The following is an 18,869-nucleotide window of genomic DNA, read 5'->3' on the forward strand; positions in this document are numbered from 1 at the left end:
GCGTGTATTGACGGTGGTAGAGCCAATGTCCCATTCGTTCTCATGCAAACGAAACATTGGCGCTTAATCGGTGCTTGCTCACACTCTTTTGGGCCTGACCTCGATATTTGTGGAAGAGGGGATAAATGGAAAGTCAGCTAGCTTCCCCCAGACGAATCCGAGTAATCAGCATTGGATTATTGCTTGGCTTTTGGGGGCAGCGTCACCCCTGATATATGTGTCGTATCTGTCACCAAGCTGAAAAGAGCAATCCTTCTTCTCGCAAATCGTTGAGCACGCAACGTTCCGGGCAAGAACAACTTTTCAAGATGCTCGGCAAGTAGTGGCGGTGATGGAGCAAACGGCTTTGCCTCTCTGTTCGGAAGGGCACATTGCACTGATGCGGAACCAGACCCTGAATAACCCCTGCCGTATTTCATGGGGGCTCGTATCGTGAGAAATTGTAGACCAACCCGCCGATTTCATAACCCCAGATGGCATGTCGGTTGTTTTTGTGTACCACCTGACGTAAGTTTCGAGCAGCAAACAATTGCGAACCACCCAATTGGTTTTGATCCTATGGCGCATGCCTGATTGGTCGGAAGAGCGGGAAGGGCAGTTTGATCTAAAGACGCATTTATCTGGTAGCATGCTGAGAAGAATGGCTAGGAGGTTCACTCTCCCATTCGGGGCGCGACTTCCCATCGAAAGGTGGGCCTCATCCCGTTATGACGTTATAGAACAGCTAATAGTGCCTCGGCTGCGTCTCCGTCTATGATCAGGCCGTTCACGATCCCGCTTTTGAGCAGTGCTTTGGCAGCGACGGCCTTCTCCTGCCCGGCGATCAGCAGGACCACCTGAACCTTCTTTAACTCGGCGAAGCTCAGAGCAATCGTGCGCTGGTTCATCTCGTGTTCGACTTGCTGCCCGTTCTCGTCGAAGAAGATGCCGTTGGTGTCGCCGATAGCTCCGGCAGCACGCAGGCTATCCAGTTCGGATTTGCTCAACATGTTTTGGCGGCGCAGCAGCGAATCCTCTGTCAGTTCACCGGCACTGATGAAGCACACGGAAGCGGTGCGGGCAATTTCTAGCGCGCGTGCCACAGAACGTTGGGAGATAAGGACTTTTCGATCTTCAGCGGAATCTGCGATGAAGGGAACAGGAAGGAAGAAGCCTTGTCCGCCCGTCCGCCGCGCCAGCATGTGCACAACTTCGAACGGATTATAGGCCGAGTTTGCGGTCAGCGACCCCATCACGGAAATGAAGCGCGCTTGCGGCGCACGTACACCGGCAAGTTGTAGCGTCATTTGTTCTATGGTTCGCCCCCATCCAGTGCCGATAGTCGCATCCTCATGGTCGGCCAGAAAGCTTTTCAGATAGGTGGCGGCTGCAACGCCGACAGCTCGGAACGATACCTGTTTGCGGATTTCAGAGGCTGTGTCGTCATCGGAGTGAAAGCCAAATGGCGGCGTTGAAATACAAAAATCTAGACCGTACTGGCCCATCAGCTCATTTTCCACGGGCAAGGTGCCAGCGTTCTGATGGTCGATGGAGATGCTGACGAGACCGCTTTCGCGGGCCTCGCCTAGTATCTTGTTTACGCGTGCCCGGGTGAGGCCCAGTCGGGATGCGGTCGCCTCCTGGTTGAATCCTCCAACATAGTAAAGCCACGCCACGCGCACCATCAGGCTGTCTTCGGATTCGCTCATCTGTCTCTCTTTCGTTTTTCAGCCACATAATTACAAATGTATTTTCATTTGACATTTGTAATTATGTGGCACTTAATGCCAATCGTTCCGGCGGACAAGAGCGCGAAAGGGCAGTGAGGTCAATCGGAAACGAAACTGGCGCAAGGCGACGGAATGGCGGTTCTGGAGGAACAGAAACAGATATTCGCCGATGCGACAGAAGGGGAGAAACGGCGAAGTGGCGATGGCGTCTTTCGCGATGGTCACCATCCAGTTCGACGTCAAGTGAACTGAACGTGTCCGCGAGTAGCAATCAAAGTCAGATGTGGAATCAACCACATGGCTTTTGGGAGGAAAAAATGGGTTTCGGATGTTTCAAGAAAGCAGCGACTGTTACAGCTCTTGCCATGCTCATGGGCACGGCGAGCGCTTCGGCTACAAATGTCGCCTGGGTGCATTCCAATGCTGCCGCGCAGTCCGAGCAGCGCGCAAAAGCGGGCTTTGATGCCTGGCTCAAGGCGACAAACAAGGACTGGAATATCAGCGTGCTTGACAGCGGTGGCTCCGGTGAACGCACGGCGTCGAACATTCAAGATGCGGCCTCTCGCGGGGTGGATGCGATCATCGTCAGCATGTCGGATTTGCGCGCTTCACGCGCTGCAATCGATTCCGCTGTTGCGGCCAAAATTCCAGTTTTCGCGATCGATAGCGGTCAAGTCGACGGTGTGGTGGTCGATGTAACCACCAATAATTGGGCAATGTCGGCTGACGTGTCGCCCTATTTGCTCAATGAAATGGGCGCCAAGGGTAATCTTGTCTTCCTGCGTATGGCTGAGCACCATGGCACGCGCAAGCGCGGCGACGTGATGGAAACGGTGCTGAAGGAATACCCGGAAGTGAAGGTAATCGCCGAGCACAATATCGATTATACAGCGTTCTTCGAAGACACAACCAAGACTATGCAGGACTATGCATCGCGTTTTGGCGAAGAGATCAATGCTGTCTGGGCACCGTGGGATGAGCCCGCACAAGCTGCGATCAACGCGCTGAATGCTGCTGGTCTGAAGAATGTCAAAGTGATTGGCATTGACGGCCATCCGCAGGCCATCGAAGAAGTTTGCAAGCCCGACAGCCTGATGATTGCGACGGTCTCGCAGCCATTCGAAAAGATGGGCGCACAGACTGGCGAATGGATTGAAAGCATCGTGGTCAAAAAGGAAGACACAACAAAGGTCATTCCGTCCAAAACCGTGTATCTCGATGCGCCACTCGTAACCAAGCAGAACTGCAAGGACTTCCTCCCGAAGTAGTAGGCAAGCCCCAAGTGGCCTGCTTCTGGCCGGAGCGCAACGTTCCGCGCTCCGGTCCCTTTAAAGTAGATTGAATTCGTTGGAGTTTTCCGATGGCCGTAAGCCTGTCGCAGATCGTTATGTCCTATCCAGGAACGCTGGCGCTGGATCAGGTGAACGCCGAGTTTCGGTTTGATGAGGTGCATGGACTGATCGGAGAAAACGGTGCTGGAAAGACCACTCTGGTCAGTATTCTTGGTGGTAGTAAAAGTCCGACTTCGGGTACAATCACCATTGATGGCACTGACGTAAAACTATCGAGTGCTGGGGATGCGCTACGCAAGGGCATTGCGCATGTATCACAGGAAGGCAGTCTCGTGCCCGGACTGACCGGTGCGCAGAATATTCTGCTTGGTGATGAGCCTCGCCTGGGGCTAGGTGTCATTGACAAGCGCAGACTGTTGTCGCGTGCCTGCGAATTACTCAAGCGTTGGTTTCCGCAAGTTTCTATTGATCTTGACCAGCAGGTCGACATGCTGCCCATGGCTGACCAGAAGATCATCGAAATTGTTCGCGCATTGCGTGGCGATGTCCGGCTGCTCATCCTTGACGAGCCCACGGCCACTTTGCCTGCACGCGAAAAGGAAAGTCTCTGGGAGATTATCAGGGCTTTGCCGCGGCAAGGAGTTGGCATCGTCTTGATCAGCCATTTCCTCTCGGAAATTAGAGCACTGAGCGATAGAATTACGGTCCTGCGTGATGGCCGTCATGTTGCGACGCTTCAGGTCACTGAAGCGAGCGAAGCCGGGCTGATCGATCTGATGCTGCAACGCACTGGCAGCAAAACGGCGATGGTCTCGGAGGGAAATCAAAATCGCAGTTTCGGTCGCGTGGTTTTGGAAGTGAGTGACTGGCGTGCAGGTAATGTCGAAGTTGACAAATTTTCCATCCGTGCCGGTGAAATCGTCGGCCTGATCGGTTTGACCGGCGCCGGTCATTTTGGCTTCGCCCGTTCGCTCTATGCGGGGAGTGGCGTCACCCGCGGCATCTGCCGTTTTCAGGGCGACGTCATCGCCCGGATCGATGCGCGTACCATGCAGAAAAAGGGCGTCGCTCTGGTCCCCGATCACCGCATGGAATATTCGCTGATCGGCGAATGGGATGTGCGTGAAAACCTTGCCATGGTGCATCCGTCATTCGCGGCCTTGGGCGGTACGGGCGTGCTGTCGATGCGCCGTGAAGCGCAGGAAGCCGACCGCACTATGCAGCTTTTGAACGTGAAGGCGCATTCGCGCAATCAGTTCGTGAAGGACCTGAGCGGCGGCAACAAGCAAAAGGTTTCTATCGGCAAGTGGTTGTACGGCGCAGACGACCACTACCGGTTGATGATTTTCATCGAACCCACTGAGGGTGTCGACATCGGGGCCAAGCGTGAAATTCATGCTCAGATGCGCCGGCTCGCCGACAAGGGCGTGGCAATTCTGGTCACGTCGTCCGACCTACTGGAAGTTGCTGACGTGGCAGACCGCGTCATCCCGTTCGTGAACGGTTCTCCGGGGGCTGAAATTCCGCGAGAGGCCTTTTCCGAAGCGAAGTTCATTGCCGCAATGGCAGGAGTCATCCAATGAATACACAAAACCTCGCGGTTGCTCCGCAATCGTCGCGTCACGCGCAGAGCTTTGGCAAGAAGCTCAAGGGTGAATGGCTGCTGAAATATTCTACCCTCATTGTATTGCTTTTGCTGTTTGCCGGGTTCTCGTTGACAGTGGATCGCTTTCTGACAGCCAACAATCTGCTCAACATCCTCCAGCAGATCGCCATGCTCACCATTGTTGGCGCGGGTCTGACTTTCGGCTTCGCAGCACGTGAAATGGACCTTTCCGTCGGTTACATGGTCGGTATGGCTGGTATTGCGGTACCGCTGCTGTTGGTTGCGGGCACGCCTTTGCCATTGGCGTTGCTGGCCGGATTGGGGGCAGGATTTGTTGTCGGTGCCGTCAATGCGGCGCTCGTCACCCTGGTCGGCGTACCCTCATTGATTGCGACGCTGGCGGTAGGCTCCATTCTGTATGGCATCAATTTTCTGATGACCGGCGGACGGGCGATTTATGGCGGTCTTCCGGCCAGTTATCTCTGGCTGGGACAGGGGCAGCTCTTCGGCGTTCCCGTGCTTGCCTATGCCATGGTCGTTGTGGTTTTCGTCGCCTGGTTCCTGATGGAGCGCACTGTCTTCGGTCGTTACATTTACGCTGTCGGCGGCAACCTCAAGGCTGCGGAGCTGTCAGGCGTGAACGGTCGCTTCTATCGCGCCGCTGCCCTGATCGTCTGCTCGATTTTCGCAGCCGTTGCAGGGGCGCTTCTGGCAGCGCGCCTAGGCTCCGGCCAGCCGAATGCTGGCGAACGCTATCTCCTCGACGGTTTAGCTACGGTATTCATCGGCATGACCATGTTCCGTCCCGGTACGGCAACGATTGCCGGAACCTTCTTCGGCGCGCTGTTTATCGGCGTCATCAATAACGGCCTCAATCTGATTGGCATGGATACGTATATCCAGAGCATCGTGAAGGGCCTCATCATTCTCGTAGCGGTCGCGGTTGTCTCGCGTACCACCAAACTAAAGCTCCTGTGAGGGCATCGAACCGGACATCATGAAACATTTGCAACAGACAGGTCTGTCGGAGGCGCACGTGCAAAATCCGAGTAACTCCAATCTTCTCGAACTCTATCGAACGATGCGCCGCATCCGCACCTTTGAAGAACGCGTTGGCGAACTCTTCGTGCGAGGTCAGACGGCAGGTTCGATGCTTCACCTTTCCATTGGCGAAGAAGCAGCTGCCGCTGGTGTGTGTGCCGCCATGCAGCCGCAGGACACATTTACAACGCATCATCGCGGCCACGGCATCTTTCTGGCCCGCGGCGCTGATCCCAGGCAGATGATGGCTGAAATCGGCGGCAAGGAAACTGGATATTGCCAGGGCAAGGGCGGCTCCATGCACATTGCCGACATGGCACTCGGCCATCTTGGGGCCAACGCTATCGTGGGTGGTGGTATCCCATCTGTGGTCGGTGCTGGACTGTCGAGCAAATACCTGAAGAAAAATTCCGTTTCGCTCGCATTTTTTGGCGACGGCGCAATGCAACAGGGTATTCTCTATGAGAGCATGAACATGGCCGCCCTATGGGGTCTGCCGGTGGTTTTTGTCTGCATCAACAATCAGTACGGCATGGGAACGCGCGTCGATCAGGCGACCGCCAACACTGCCTTTGATCAGCGTGCCCACGCATTCGGCCTCAATGGAAGGGTTGTCGATGGCATTGATGTTGAGGAAGTCAAGCATGCGGCCCAAGGGTTGATCGATGATGCGCGGCTCGGCAAGCCGGGTTTCCTGTCGGTCACCTGCTATCGGTTCTTTGGTCATGCGCGCATGGATAAGAGTCCATACCGCGCAGAGGCGGAAGAACTCGAAGGTCGCAAGAAGGACCCTGTGAAATTTACGCGCGACCAGCTCCTAACCTCCGGTTTCGCGCAGGAGGCCGCACTTGACGCCATGGATAGCGATATTGCGGCCGAGATGGACGCCACCATCGATTTCACCGTCGAATCCAAGGCGCCGCCGCTAACTTCCATGTTCAAGGATGTGTATGCCTTAGGCGAGCCTGAGCCCGAACCTGTCCGCACCCGTATCGACCGCGTACTTTCCAAGGATGAAGCATAATGGTTGCCATGACTTACCGCGACGCGCTGCGCAAAGCGCTGGATGACGCCATGGCGGTGGACAACACCATCGTCGTGATCGGCGAGGAGGTCGGGCGCTATGGCGGCGCCTATGGCGTTACGAAGGACCTTATCGGGAAGTACGGTCCTGAACGCCTGATCGATACGCCAATATCCGAACCGGCTATTGTTGGTGCGGCGGTCGGGGCTGCGATGACCGGGCTGCGGCCAGTTGCCGAGCTGATGTATATCGATTTTCTTGGCATGACGATGGACCAGCTTGCCAATCAGGCAGCAAAGATACGCTACATGTTCGGTGGGCAAATCGGCGTGCCGATGGTGCTGCGCACCCAAGGCGGCACCGGGCGTTCTGCAGGTGCCCAACATTCCCAGAGCCTTGAAGCATGGATAATGCATACGCCAGGTCTGCGCCTTGCCATGCCCGCCACGATCCAGGATGCCTATCATCTACTGCGCCAGAGCCTGACGAAGCCTGATCCCGTGGTCTTCATCGAGCACAAGGCGCTTTATACCCGCAAGGAAGAAGTCGATCTCGACGCCGAGCCGCTCGAATGGGGTAAGGCTGCGGTCCGTCGTACCGGCAAGGATCTAGTCATTGTCACCTATTCGCGCCAGCTTCATTATGCACTCGATGCCGCCGAGAAGCTTTCCACGAAGGGGATCGAAGCGACGGTCATCGATCTGCGGACGCTTAATCCGCTCGATTTCGACACAGTGCGTGAACATGTCGAGCGTGTCGGCAAGGCAATGGTGGTTTCCGAAGGCGTCATGACTGCCGGTGTCGCCGCGGAACTCGCTGCTCGCATTACCGAGGAATGCTTTGACTATCTCGAACAGCCGGTGGTGCGTGTCGCCGGTGAAGATATTCCAATTTCGGTTTCGCAAGAATTGGAAACCGGAAGCGTTCCAACACCCGATTTCATTCGTTCCGTTGCCGAGAAGATGCTGTCATGACTGAACGGATTCTCAAAATGCCACGCCTTGGCGAGACGATGGAGGAAGGCAGGATTGTCGGCTTCCTCGTCAAGCCAGGGGACAGTTTCAAACGCGGGGATTCCATAATCGAAATCGAAACGGACAAGACCGTGGCTGAGTTTCCAGCCTTGGGTGACGGTACGTTGAACGAATGGATCGGCACTATTGGTGATCAGGTCATGGTTGGTGCGCCATTGGCGCGTATCGATATCGGCGATGGTCCCGACTGGACGGATGAAGGTGGCGAAAGCGCGCCTTCTCCTGAAGAACCGGCTGCGTTGCACCCCGCACGCGCAGCCGGTTCGCAGAACGAACGCGTTGTCACCGACCTCGATATGCCTCGTCTTGGTGAAACGATGGAAGAAGGCCGTATCGTTCGCTGGCTGAAAAACGCAGGCGAGAGCTTTGAACGCGGCGAAGCCGTGCTAGAGATCGAGACAGACAAAACCGTCGCGGAGTTTCCGGCGCTGGCGAGTGGAACGCTTGTCGATATCTTGCGCGGGGAAGGCGAAATGGTCACGGTGGGCGAGACCATAGCCCGTATTGAAGTAGCCGCTGCAGATATCGCAACGCCTGAAGTGGCGGTTCTAAAGGCTGAGCCAATCCCGTTTGAAGCCAAAACGTCGACTGCCAGGCAGGCGACTCCGGCAAGAGAGGGCGGGCGGGTTCGGGCCACGCCGCTTGCTCGCAAAGTTGCGCGCCAGAATGGCGTCGACATCAGTTTGCTTTCGGGCAGTGGTCGCCGGGGACGGATCGAGAAAGAAGATGTGCTGGCAGCGTCGAGCAATTCGAAATCGAACAGCGCTGTGCACTTTACCGATCTTGCGAATGGCCGTGTCGCCTATCTGGATCAGGGTCCGAAAAATGGCCGCACAATCCTGCTGCTGCACGGTTTCTCTGGTGACCGGACGACCTGGACCGGTATTGCATCGGGTCTGCGCCGGGCGAATTTCCGGGTAATTGCGCCCGATCTTCCTGCTCACGGACTAACGACCATCAACGCGACGAACGCGGATGAACTCGGCGCATTCCTGCCCGCATTCCTCGACGCTCTGAGGGTTGCCGAGGTCGATGTCGTTGCGCATTCTCTCGGAGCAGTCGCAGCTACACAATTTACGGCTGCGCATGTAAGCCGTGTTTCGAGCTTGACGATGATCGCTCCTGCCGGTCTTGGTTCTGACGTGGACGGAGGATTCATTTCTGGCATGGCCCATGCAACAACGGCAGGCGAAGTCAGCCATCTGCTGCGTCGTATCGCTGCCAAGCCCGTCGAGCTTTCGCCGGAACTGGCTGCGGAGTTTGCAAAAACCATGGCCCAAGGGCGTCTCAAGGCGCTGGCAGCAGCCATTGTTGGCCCTTCAGGGCAAATGACCGACATTGTTCCGGCACTGGAAAAGCTTTCTCGCGCGAAACCGGTACGTGTTCTGGTTGGACTTCTGGATCGCATCATCCCATGGCAACAGGCGACGACACTTCCGCCTTCAATCGCGGTGCATTTTCTCAGCCAGTCTGGCCATATGCCGCAATGGGATCAGGCGAAGGATGTTCTCGATCTGATTTTGAATTCCATCGGAGGTGCCCATGACTGAGGACGTCAGGCTTCGTCTCAAGACAGCGCAGGCACGGCTCGGCGCTTTTGCGAAAGCTGCGCCCGAATTGATGACTGGCTTCGCCAAGGTCAGCAAAACCGCAACCGCTGCCGGCGCGTTTTCATCCGCTCAGCGCGAATTGATCGCGGTCGGTATTGCCGTCGTGAAGGGATGCGAAGATTGCATCTATTACCACGTGGATGCAGCGATCCGGCATGGAGCAAGCGAGCAGGAACTGGTCGAGGCGCTTGAGGTAGCCGTTGAAATGGGCGGCGGACCGGCTGTCATGTATGCGGGCAAGGCGCTGGAAGTCTTTCGAGGCCTGAGTTGAAACGTGCGCGATGAGGTATGCGAAGACGGAGGAGTTTTCGCATCTGCCTCGGGAGGAGTTGAATGACTTATTTTCTCACCGCCGATGGAGGAACGGAAAGTGTCCGCGCGCGGGTTTACGATCTTTCGGGCATGTGCCTTGCAAGTGCCGCAGTTCCTTATGAGACCAAGTTTTCCAGCGGCGCTCGTGCCGAACAGAACCCCGAAGACTGGTGGTCAGGCTTTGTAAAGGCTGCGCGCAAGGCGATTGCGGATTCGTCCGTCGATCCGTCGGCCATAGAAGCGATCACGCTCGCCACGACCAGCTGTACGGTCGTGGCTCTGGACGTGGACGGAAAGCCGCTGCGTCCATCGATCATCTGGATGGACGTTCGAGCAAGTGCCGAGGCCGATGCTGTCCTCGCCACTGCGGATATTGCCCTGCAGGCCAATGGCGGCGGCCGAGGACCGGTTTCGGCGGAATGGATGATCCCGAAAGCACTGTGGCTCGCGCGGAATGAGCCTGAGATATTCGACAAGGCAGATACGATCTGCGAGTATCAGGATTTCATGACACTGCGCCTGACCGGCGAAAAAGCCGCCAGTCTGAACAATGTGTCGCTCCGCTGGCACTATTCGACGGATCGTGGCGGTTTCCCGGTCACACTTCTGGGGAAACTTGGCCTCGGTGATGTACTGCAGAAATGGCCTTCTCGCGTGGTCGCGCCCGGAGAGGTCATCGGAGGGCTTTGTGCATCCGCCGCTTCCGAACTTGGCCTCTCGCAGAGCGTAAAGGTAGTGCAGGGGGGCGCCGACGCACTTATCGGCATGATAGGACTGGGCGTGGCCAAGCCCGGTCAGCTTGCGCTGATAACCGGCTCGTCCCACTTGCAATTTGGTGTTGCGGACAAACCTTTGCACGCGCCGGGCATATGGGGCAGCTATCCCGATATGGTCTATCCCGGACGCTACATTATCGAAGGTGGGCAGACGTCCACCGGCTCGATCATCGCATGGCTCGGACGCCTGATGAACGGGACCATGGACATGGAAGCGCTCAACGCCAAGGCGGCTGCGCTGGAGCCGGGCGCTGAAGGGCTTCTGGTACAGGATCATTTTCAGGGCAACCGCACGCCCTATACCGATGCCTTGTCTCGTGGTGCAATCGTCGGACTGACGCTGGCGCATGAACCGCATCATATCTTCCGTGCCATTATGGAAGGTATCAGTTTCGGCACCCGTAGCATTCTTGATGCCATGGCTGAAGCCGGTTATCGCGGCCAGGAAATCACCGTCGGCGGCGGTGCGAGCGCGTCACCGCTCTGGCTGCAAATCCATGCCGACACTGCGGGCTTGCCCGTCTGTGTGCCGCAGTCACGCGATGCGCCTTCAGTGGGGGCTGCGGTACTCGCTGCGCATGGAGCAGGCCATTTCGCAACCATCGATGAGGGTATTGCCGCCATGGTGAAGCCCGGCAAGCGCATAGAGCCGCGTCTGCGCGAGATGGCTCTCTACAATGAAATCTATCAGCAATACCGGGCGCTTTATCCGGCATTGAAAGCGGTTCGGGCTGCCTGAGGCATTTTTGCGGGAGGACAGAATGCTCAAGGATTTTCAACTGACTGGTAAGCGCGCTGTCATAACCGGCGGCGCAAGGGGTATCGGGCGAGCCATTGCCGAGCTTCTCGTTGAAGCCGGCGCGACGGTCATCATTACCGACCGCGATGAAGTGGCTGCCAGGCAGACGGTCGCGGAACTCACCGTCCGTCGTCTTTCTTCTGCGAGCCTGTACATTCTGGATGTCACCGATCGTGACGCAGCGGAACGAACAGCCAATGCTATTGCCGCGGAGTTCGGCGTTCCGGACATCCTGGTCAACAATGCGGGCATCGTTCGCAACAGTCCCGCGAGCGAAACGTCCGAAGCGGACTGGCGCGCTGTAATCGACGTCAATCTTAACGGCGTCTTTTATTGTGCCCAAGCCTTCGGCAAGCGCATGGCAGCTGTCGGGCGCGGCGCTATCGTCAATATTTCGTCAATGTGCGGCGAGATCGTCGTCTATCCGCAGCCGCAGGTTGCCTACAACGCGGCTAAAGCCGGAGTAAACCTCATTACCAAGTCTTTGGCTGTGGAATGGGCAAAGCAAGGCGTTCGCGTCAATGCGGTTGCACCCGGCTACACCGCGACGGAACTGACACTTGCTGGCCGCAGCAATGAGGAATGGTTCTCAACCTGGATGCGCATGACGCCACAGGGACGGCTGGGAGAGCCGAGAGAGATCGCGAATGCCGTTCTGTTTCTGGCCTCCGATGCTGCAAGTTTTGTGACCGGCACCGTGCTTGCCGTGGATGGCGGCTATACCGCGCTTTGATTTTGGGAGGATGACATGACAGAACAGGCAAGAATCGCCCTCATTACCGGTGCAAGTCGCGGTATTGGCCGAGCCATTGCAATCGGCATGACCAAACGTGGCTTCGATGTTGCTATCAACGACATCGAGCGCCAACAGGATGCCTTGCAGGAGGTGGCACGCGCGATTGAGGCCACAGGCCGGGAGGCTCTGACCCTCTATGCCGATGTGAGCAACAAAGCCGACGTAGAAGCGATGGTCAGCAATGTTGTTGATGTGTTCGGTCGCATCGATGCTCTCGTAAACAATGCCGGGATTCTGATCGCCGGTGACGTCGAGCACCTGAAGGAAGAGCACTGGGATAGTGTGCTTGATGTCAACGCAAAGGGTACGTTTCTGGTCGTTCAGGCAGCGCTTCCTCACATGAAGCGGCAGAAATACGGTCGCATCGTCAATATCGCCTCCATCGGCGGCAAGCACGGTGCGCCCGAACAGGCCCATTATTCCGCATCCAAGGCTGCCGTCATGGGCTTCACCCGCGTTCTGGCTCAGGAGGTTGGCACGTATGGGATCACCGCCAACTGCATTTGCCCCGGGATTATTCTGACGGACATGGGACGGGTCAACCTCGATGATGCCGTCGTGCGCCAGGCGTGGCAGGAGAAGACGGCGATGCGTCGTATCGGCGACCCGGAGGACGTCGTTGGTCCGGTCGCATTTCTGGCATCTGATGATTCCGCTTTTGTTACAGGACAAAGCCTCAACGTCGATGGCGGTATAGTGTTGAGCTAGAAGAGCATTGGAAACGACAAGCTTCTTGAGGCAGTCAGCAAGCCCGTATCGCGAAATGATTCACCTCGCTTACTCGTCAGAAAGAGAAGTATCCAGAATTTTCTCGATCATTTCGGTGGCGAGCTGCACAAACATATCCGTTTTCTTGCGCGTCTGATCGAGGCAAGCTTCGAGCCACAGACCATCCAGGATGGCGTGGACACAAATGGCGGCGCGCTCGATCTCCGCAGGCGTAAGCTCTCGCCCTTCGGCTATGAAAACTTCGGCGAGAAGCGGTTCGGTTGCCCGGCGAAGATTTGCATAGCTTTCATCGCGCACCGCCATAATCATCGGGTCCACGCGATTCTGGCTGATGAACGTGGCCCAAAGCGACAGCATCCGATCATCGGATGCTTGCCCTTCAAGCGTTGCCTTGATGAATTGCAGTAGCCGCTGCTGCGGTTTCCCCTCTCGCCCTTCCAATATTGCCATGCTGGAGGCCGTGATCAGCTCCATCGTGCGCCGATATGCTGCGACAATCAGATTGGCCTTGTTTTCAAAGTGGTGGCGTATCAGCCCGTTTGTCACGCCCGCGCGAGCCGCAACGGCACGCACGGTCGTCGCTTGAATGCCGACCTCGGATATACATTCCAATGTCGCTTCAATCAACTCGCGGCGGCGTTCGCTTTCTGGGGCGCGTTTGAACAAGCCTGTCATGAAGCGCAAATTCTCCTTCGCTACATCTGTCGCATATATGGCGGCAAAGGCAAGGACGGCGTCCGTAATTATGCACTTGCATAATAACTTTGGATATGTATAGCTTCCGGCATAGGCGATTGCCCAACAAGAGTGCCGGCAAGGCAGCAGGGGAATACGATCAGGCGGAGGAGCATTTTCAGTAAAAGTGCGAAGCGATGCGCGGCGGCAAAGGTCGCGGCCCTGCCTTGCAAACCTGTCAATGCCTGCCGGTCGATCAGCCAGGCTGAAAACCTCACCCGACACGCCATCGATAGTCATGAGCCGGCGAGGGCGGACCCCACGGTCCGCTTTCCGGAACAATGGAACAATGCCCATGCGCGAGCCACGTTACGATATATTGTTCGAACCCATAAAGATTGGTCCGGTCACCGCGCCCAACCGCTTTTATCAGGTGCCGCATTGCAGCGGCATGGGGCATCGCTATCCTGACGCCGACCGCCATATGCGGCGGATGAAGGCAGAGGGCGGCTGGGGCGTCGTCGCCACGCAGGAAACCGAAATCCACCCCACCTCCGATATCACCCCGTCCAATCAGGGCAGGCTGTGGGACGACAAGGACATTCCGCGCCTTATCCAGTTGACCGATGCCGTGCATGAACAGGGAAGCCTCGCAGCGATCCAGCTTGTGCACAACGGCATCCATATCGCTAACCGCTTGACGCGGCTTTCGCCGATTGGACCGTCGGATATCATGGTCGATGTGGAAGATCCGGTTCAGGCGCGTGCCATGGATAAAAGCGACATAGCCCAATTTCGCAAATGGCATCGCGATGCCGCATTGCGCGCCAAGCGCGCGGGCTTCGACATCATTTATGTCTATGCCGGTCATGACATGACCCTGCTGCAGCATTTTCTGCTCAGCCGTTACAACAAGCGCACTGATGAATATGGCGGCAGCTTTGAAAACCGCCTCCGCCTTTTCCGCGAGGTAATCGCTGATACGCGCGACGCCGTGGGCGATAAATGCGCCATTGCGGTGCGTTTTGCCGTTGAGGAGTTTTTGGGCGCCGATGGTCTGACCCACGATGGAGAAGGGCGCGATGTTGTAGCGGCGCTTGCCGACGAACCCGATCTCTGGGACGTCAACCTCTCCAACTGGTCGAATGACAGTCAAACCTCCCGGTTTTCGCAGGAGGGCTTTCAGGAGGAGTTCGTCTCCTTTGTAAAACCTCTCACCTCAAAACCCGTTGTGGGGGTAGGGCGTTATACGTCTCCCGACGCGATGGTGCGTGCGATCAAAAAAGGCATTTTCGATCTGATAGGCGCGGCTCGCCCGTCGATTGCCGATCCCTTCCTGCCAGCGAAAATTCGCGATGGCCGCATCGACGACATACGCGAGTGCATCGGCTGCAACATCTGCACGGCCAGTGACAACACGGTGGCGCCGATGCGCTGTACGCAAAACCCGACCATTGGCGAAGAATGGCGCAAGGGCTGGCACCCGGAAATTATCCCGCCTCTTGAGGCGCCGCAATCCGTACTCGTCATCGGCGGCGGGCCCGCCGGGTTGGAAGCGGCGCGAGCCACGGCGCAGCGCGGCGCCGATGTGATGCTGGCTGATGCGGCACAGGAATGGGGTGGCCGCGTTGCGCAGGAATGTCGCCTTCCTGGCCTTGCTGCCTGGGGCCGCGTGCGCGACTGGCGTCTTGGCCAGTTGCGACAGGCGCCCAACGCGCAACTCTATCTCGATAGCCGGCTTAGTGCAGAAGATGTTCTTTCTTACGGCATCCCGCATGTGGCGATTGCCACCGGCGCGCGCTGGCGGGACGATGGAGTTGGCCGGATTCATCGTGACCCGCTCGGTTATCTTGCCGAGGGTGCGATTGTCAGCGTCAACGCGCTGCTCGAAAGCGGCGTGGATGCGCTTGCGAACGATGGGCCGGTCGTGATCTTCGATGACGACCGCTATTATATGGCGAGCGTTCTCGCAGAACTCATCGCAGCGTCGGGACGAGCCGTGACTTTTGTCACTCCTGCCGCGATTGTCGCGCCCTGGACCGAGCACACGCTTGAACAAGGTCGCGTGCAGCGCCGCCTGATTGAAAGGGGCGTCGAGCTTGTCCCGTTGCATCAGCTTGCCGGACGCCGGAAGGATGCGCTTGATATTGCCTGCGTTTATTCCGGCAAAATCCGCACTGTCGATTGCGCGATACTGGTTCCGGTCACGTCGCGCCTGCCAAACGATCAGCTCTGGCACGATCTGGTAGTCTTGAAACATCAATGGATGGATCACGGTTTGGAAACGGTCGAGCGCATCGGTGACTGTCTTTCTCCAGGTATAATTGCTGCGGCAACCTATGCAGGGCATGGTTATGCGAGAAGCCGCAACCAACTGTCGCCGGAAGACAATTACGATATTTACCGGTGAGGAATTAGAGCATAATCCGACCGGAGTGAAACGAGGATCGATAAGATTATGCTTGAAATTGAATAAGTTAGAGCGCCGATCTGATCCAATCAGATCGAAACGCGCTCTAACGAAGAACGGCCATTTGTTCCTGCATTGACGCGCAGGATCATGCGGCGAACTCAACATTCGGAGGGAGCGGGAGACCGGGCAACAGGCATCGCCGCATTGACTGCGTCGATCTTGATCTCATGCTCGTGCAACCAGGTCTTCAGCTTTGCCTGCGGGTTTTAAGCATTCCCTAAATTGAAATCCTGTTGATGCGTGATTACGATAGTAATAGTATCGAATTATCATCATGTAATCATAAATAATTTAGCTTCTTCTAAACTAAATATTATCAACAATGTAAATAGAAATTGCACTGATTAATTGATATTTATTGTATTGAGTGTATAAGCTGCAAATCGGGACAGAAATTTTTATTGTTCTTGCGTGAAATGACGCGCCTTGTCTGGCAGATGCAGGTGGGGGCGATGTTTTCGCAAATTGCAGCCGGTGATGGCTGGCTCGGTAAGAGCCATCTGCCGGCTGAACATTCATGCGCATCGATTTTTTTTGAAGCAAGTTTGGAAGACAAGATGATTGACCGTTCGAGACAGCCAGCACTGTCAACCCGTTCGCCTTTGGCGGTTCCGTTCAAACGCAGCTTGCGCACAGGCGCTTCCGTGCTGGCACTCGTGGTCGGCAGCGTCGGAGTAGTCAGCGTTTCTGCCCTTGTCCAGCCGACTCCGTCTTTCAGCCAAACCTTTGGCGGTAATGGAGGGGACAGTGGATATGTAACCGCTCTTGGAGCGCAAGGAGGAGGTGTCGGACAGAATGGTCGCGATGGCGTTTCCGGAACTGGGGACGGCGGTGGCGGCAGTGGTGGCGGCGGCGGTGGCGCTGGCGGCGGGAATGGCGGGAAAGGGGGCCCCCGTCAGAATACGATTCTCGTGGGGGGGGATGGCGGAGACGGTGGCGACGGCGGCAACCACGCGCAAACGACAGCGGAGAATTTGATCAATCCGCAGAACTTGCTGGCTGAGAATGGAAAAGATGGTCATGGCGGAGGGGCTAGTCCCTCGAGATTTTCCGGTGGCGGTGGCGGTGGCGGTGCTGGTGGCTATGGCCTGCTGGCAACGAAAATCGTTACGCTTACAAATACCGCAAAGATTGCCGGTGGCGCTGGCGGCAACGGCGGCAACGGCGGAGGAGATGCGCTTCTGAATCGCTACTTAGACACTTCCGGTAGCGGCGGTGACGGCGGTGATGGCGGTTTTGCTGTTCTTTATCAGGTCTCCGGAGGAGGCATCGATAATTCGGGGACATTGCAAGGCGGCAAGGGAGGTGACGGGGGCAATGTTCCAGCCTGTTGTTCTATAGACCCTGACGGCAGCCAGACTGGCGGCTCAAACGGCAATGGCGGGAAGGGTGGCGCGGGCATCAGTGCTTCGGGTGCGACCATTGACAATACCGGCATAATTCGGGGTGGCGATGGCGGGAAGTCTGGCACGGGCGGTGTGGATCTCCCAATCTATATTTCCAGACAGAGCAAGCTTGGCAACGGCGGTGATGGCGGCGATGGTATTGTCGGTTCTGATCTGGCGGTTATGAACAGCGGTGGGATCAGCGGCGGCAAAGGCGGCACGCCGGGAAATGGTGTGGCCGGTCAAGACGGATATGCAATCCGCTTTCAAGGCGGAACGAACAGGCTTGAGCTTCATGCCGGTTCGGATATCACCGGAATTGTTTATGGATCGACCGCGAATGGTGCGCAGAACACATTCATTCTTGGCGGTGATGAGGATGCGACATTCGCCGCAAACATTACCGCTGGGACAACAATAGACGGCAATGCACAATATTACGGTTTTCGGATCAATGAAAAAACCGGCACGAGCACATGGTCGCTGACCGGCAGTTCTGAGAGCTGGACGATCAAGCAGGGTGTGCTGCAGATCGGCGATGGCGGTACAGCGGGCATCATCACAGGGAATGTCAATACCGGCCTTGATGCAACCGCGAAGGGTATGCTGGCCTTTAAGCGCTCCGATACGATGACGCTTGGCGGTGTCATTTCCGGTACTGGCAATGTTTCTCAGAGAGGGAGCGGCACGACTGTTCTGACCGCCAACAATACGTATTCCGGTGGCACCATTCTGGATGGCGGGACGCTGTCTGTTTCGTCTGAGGGCAATCTCGGTGACCTATCGGGTGGGCTCACTTTCAACGGTGGCACTCTGCAGATCACGGGCACGACATTCAAAAGCACCGGCCGCACGATCAATTGGGGCAGCCAGGGCGGCGGGTTTGACATTGCCGATGCGGGCAACACGTTTACGGTCGGCCAGAAACTTGCTTCAGGCGGCGCGCTGACCAAATCCGGTGCTGGCACATTGGTCCTGACGGCGAATAACAGCTATACGGGCGGGACGACGGTTTTGGGCGGCATTCTGCAGCTGGGCGACGGCACCAGGGATGGTGCGATTGTTGGCGATATCGCCCTGACGGGCGGCGATCTTGTGGTCGATAACACTGGCACAACCGCGCTTTCCGGCGCGATTAGCGGCACGGGCAGCGTGACGCAGATGGGCACCGGCACGCTGGTGCTTTCGGGCAACAACAGCTATGGCGCTACTTATCTTAACGCTGGCGTGATTTCGGTCGAACAGCAAGAGAACCTTGGCACGGGCGCACTCAATTTTGATGGCGGCACGCTGCGGGTGACCGGCACGGCTTTCAACCGTACCACCAAGTTGATCAACTGGGGCACCAATGGCGGCGGCTTCGACATTGCCGATGCCAACAATGTGTTTACGCTGTCGAATGTCTTCACCGGTTCGGGCAGCTTGACCAAATCGGGTGACGGCACGCTGGCACTTTTGGGTGACAGCAGCGGTTTCAAGGGCAACACGAATATCAATGCCGGGAGGCTGCGCCTTGACGGCGGCAAGCTTGGCGACGGCACCGGTACGGTCAATGTCGCGTCCGGCGGTTGGTTTGGCGGTCACGGCACGGTTGGCGGCAACACCACG

15 protein-coding genes are annotated in these 18,869 nt (G+C 56.9%); 13 read left to right on the plus strand and 2 right to left on the minus strand.

Going from position 1 to position 18,869, the window contains the following annotated elements; all coding sequences use genetic code 11:
- The first annotated feature begins 265 nt into the window (after nt 1–265).
- Entirely contained in the window at nt 266–436 is a 171-nt protein-coding gene (locus AC0TOF_RS01775) for a hypothetical protein (RefSeq protein ID WP_473767010.1), read from the plus strand.
- A 277-nt stretch (nt 437–713) separates the two neighbouring features.
- Here AC0TOF_RS01775 and AC0TOF_RS01780 read toward each other — a convergent pair whose 3' ends face one another.
- Entirely contained in the window at nt 714–1,688 is a 975-nt protein-coding gene (locus tag AC0TOF_RS01780; RefSeq protein WP_473766996.1) for a sugar-binding transcriptional regulator, read from the minus strand.
- Nucleotides 1,689–2,026: 338 nt separating this feature from the next.
- Here AC0TOF_RS01780 and AC0TOF_RS01785 point away from each other — a divergent pair, with 338 nt between their 5' ends.
- The 10 genes from AC0TOF_RS01785 to AC0TOF_RS01830 all read left to right on the plus strand — a co-directional run bounded on the left by AC0TOF_RS01785 (nt 2,027) and on the right by AC0TOF_RS01830 (nt 12,707).
- A complete protein-coding gene (locus AC0TOF_RS01785) occupies nt 2,027–2,977 on the plus strand; it encodes a sugar ABC transporter substrate-binding protein (protein ID WP_473766997.1) in 951 nt (316 codons plus the stop codon).
- Nucleotides 2,978–3,069: 92 nt separating this feature from the next.
- Nucleotides 3,070–4,584 carry a sugar ABC transporter ATP-binding protein gene (locus AC0TOF_RS01790; protein WP_473766998.1) on the plus strand — a complete coding sequence of 505 codons (1,515 nt, stop codon included), beginning with the start codon at nt 3,070–3,072 and terminating at the stop codon, nt 4,582–4,584.
- The gene (locus AC0TOF_RS01795) at nt 4,581–5,585 is read left to right on the plus strand and encodes an ABC transporter permease (RefSeq protein WP_473766999.1); all 1,005 of its coding nucleotides are present in this window, start codon (nt 4,581–4,583) and stop codon (nt 5,583–5,585) included. Before AC0TOF_RS01790 ends, AC0TOF_RS01795 begins: the two co-directional genes overlap by 4 nt.
- Before the next feature lie 58 nt (nt 5,586–5,643).
- Nucleotides 5,644–6,672 carry a thiamine pyrophosphate-dependent dehydrogenase E1 component subunit alpha gene (locus tag AC0TOF_RS01800; RefSeq protein WP_473767000.1) on the plus strand — a complete coding sequence of 343 codons (1,029 nt, stop codon included), beginning with the start codon at nt 5,644–5,646 and terminating at the stop codon, nt 6,670–6,672.
- Nucleotides 6,672–7,646, plus strand: a complete 975-nt coding sequence (locus tag AC0TOF_RS01805; protein WP_473767001.1) for an alpha-ketoacid dehydrogenase subunit beta — start codon at nt 6,672–6,674, stop codon at nt 7,644–7,646. The genes AC0TOF_RS01800 and AC0TOF_RS01805 overlap by 1 nt, the downstream gene beginning before the upstream one ends.
- The gene (locus AC0TOF_RS01810) at nt 7,643–9,256 is read left to right on the plus strand and encodes an acetoin dehydrogenase dihydrolipoyllysine-residue acetyltransferase subunit (protein WP_473767002.1); all 1,614 of its coding nucleotides are present in this window, start codon (nt 7,643–7,645) and stop codon (nt 9,254–9,256) included. Before AC0TOF_RS01805 ends, AC0TOF_RS01810 begins: the two co-directional genes overlap by 4 nt.
- Nucleotides 9,249–9,587 carry a carboxymuconolactone decarboxylase family protein gene (locus AC0TOF_RS01815; protein ID WP_473767003.1) on the plus strand — a complete coding sequence of 113 codons (339 nt, stop codon included), beginning with the start codon at nt 9,249–9,251 and terminating at the stop codon, nt 9,585–9,587. The genes AC0TOF_RS01810 and AC0TOF_RS01815 overlap by 8 nt, the downstream gene beginning before the upstream one ends.
- 62 nt (nt 9,588–9,649) lie before the next feature.
- Complete coding sequence (locus tag AC0TOF_RS01820) at nt 9,650–11,143, plus strand: FGGY-family carbohydrate kinase (protein WP_473767004.1); 1,494 nt, start codon at nt 9,650–9,652, stop codon at nt 11,141–11,143.
- A gap of 22 nt (nt 11,144–11,165) precedes the next feature.
- Nucleotides 11,166–11,936, plus strand: a complete 771-nt coding sequence (locus AC0TOF_RS01825; protein WP_473767005.1) for an SDR family NAD(P)-dependent oxidoreductase — start codon at nt 11,166–11,168, stop codon at nt 11,934–11,936.
- Between the two features lie 15 nt (nt 11,937–11,951).
- Nucleotides 11,952–12,707 (plus strand): SDR family NAD(P)-dependent oxidoreductase, encoded by a 756-nt coding sequence (locus tag AC0TOF_RS01830; RefSeq protein WP_473767006.1) that lies wholly within the window; start codon nt 11,952–11,954, stop codon nt 12,705–12,707.
- Nucleotides 12,708–12,776: 69 nt separating this feature from the next.
- Here AC0TOF_RS01830 and AC0TOF_RS01835 read toward each other — a convergent pair whose 3' ends face one another.
- On the minus strand, nt 12,777–13,760 hold the full coding sequence (locus AC0TOF_RS01835) for a TetR/AcrR family transcriptional regulator (RefSeq protein WP_473767007.1): 984 nt from the start codon (nt 13,758–13,760) through the stop codon (nt 12,777–12,779).
- On the opposite strand from AC0TOF_RS01835, the gene AC0TOF_RS01840 reads away from it, so the two are divergent.
- Both AC0TOF_RS01840 and AC0TOF_RS01845 read left to right on the plus strand, forming a co-directional pair.
- Nucleotides 13,753–15,813, plus strand: a complete 2,061-nt coding sequence (locus tag AC0TOF_RS01840; RefSeq protein ID WP_473767008.1) for an oxidoreductase — start codon at nt 13,753–13,755, stop codon at nt 15,811–15,813. The genes AC0TOF_RS01835 and AC0TOF_RS01840 overlap by 8 nt on opposite strands.
- 620 nt (nt 15,814–16,433) lie before the next feature.
- Nucleotides 16,434–18,869, plus strand: a 2,436-nt coding sequence (locus AC0TOF_RS01845; RefSeq protein ID WP_473767009.1) for an autotransporter-associated beta strand repeat-containing protein, incomplete at its 3' end; no start/stop codon positions are given.

Source organism: Ochrobactrum sp. PL_is501 (assembly GCF_055816895.1).

Bases quoted from the DNA above. Each gene is read 5' to 3' on its own strand.
- AC0TOF_RS01820 (WP_473767004.1), top strand. From the start codon at position 9,650: ATGACTTATTTTCTCACCGCCGATGGAGGAACGGAAAGTGTCCGCGCG.
- AC0TOF_RS01815 (WP_473767003.1), top strand. From the start codon at position 9,249: ATGACTGAGGACGTCAGGCTTCGTCTCAAGACAGCGCAGGCACGGCTC.
- AC0TOF_RS01795 (WP_473766999.1), top strand. From the start codon at position 4,581: ATGAATACACAAAACCTCGCGGTTGCTCCGCAATCGTCGCGTCACGCG.
- AC0TOF_RS01780 (WP_473766996.1), bottom strand. From the start codon at position 1,688: ATGAGCGAATCCGAAGACAGCCTGATGGTGCGCGTGGCGTGGCTTTAC.
- AC0TOF_RS01830 (WP_473767006.1), top strand. From the start codon at position 11,952: ATGACAGAACAGGCAAGAATCGCCCTCATTACCGGTGCAAGTCGCGGT.
- AC0TOF_RS01810 (WP_473767002.1), top strand. From the start codon at position 7,643: ATGACTGAACGGATTCTCAAAATGCCACGCCTTGGCGAGACGATGGAG.
- AC0TOF_RS01825 (WP_473767005.1), top strand. From the start codon at position 11,166: ATGCTCAAGGATTTTCAACTGACTGGTAAGCGCGCTGTCATAACCGGC.
- AC0TOF_RS01785 (WP_473766997.1), top strand. From the start codon at position 2,027: ATGGGTTTCGGATGTTTCAAGAAAGCAGCGACTGTTACAGCTCTTGCC.
- AC0TOF_RS01835 (WP_473767007.1), bottom strand. From the start codon at position 13,760: ATGGGCATTGTTCCATTGTTCCGGAAAGCGGACCGTGGGGTCCGCCCT.
- AC0TOF_RS01840 (WP_473767008.1), top strand. From the start codon at position 13,753: ATGCCCATGCGCGAGCCACGTTACGATATATTGTTCGAACCCATAAAG.
- AC0TOF_RS01805 (WP_473767001.1), top strand. From the start codon at position 6,672: ATGGTTGCCATGACTTACCGCGACGCGCTGCGCAAAGCGCTGGATGAC.
- AC0TOF_RS01790 (WP_473766998.1), top strand. From the start codon at position 3,070: ATGGCCGTAAGCCTGTCGCAGATCGTTATGTCCTATCCAGGAACGCTG.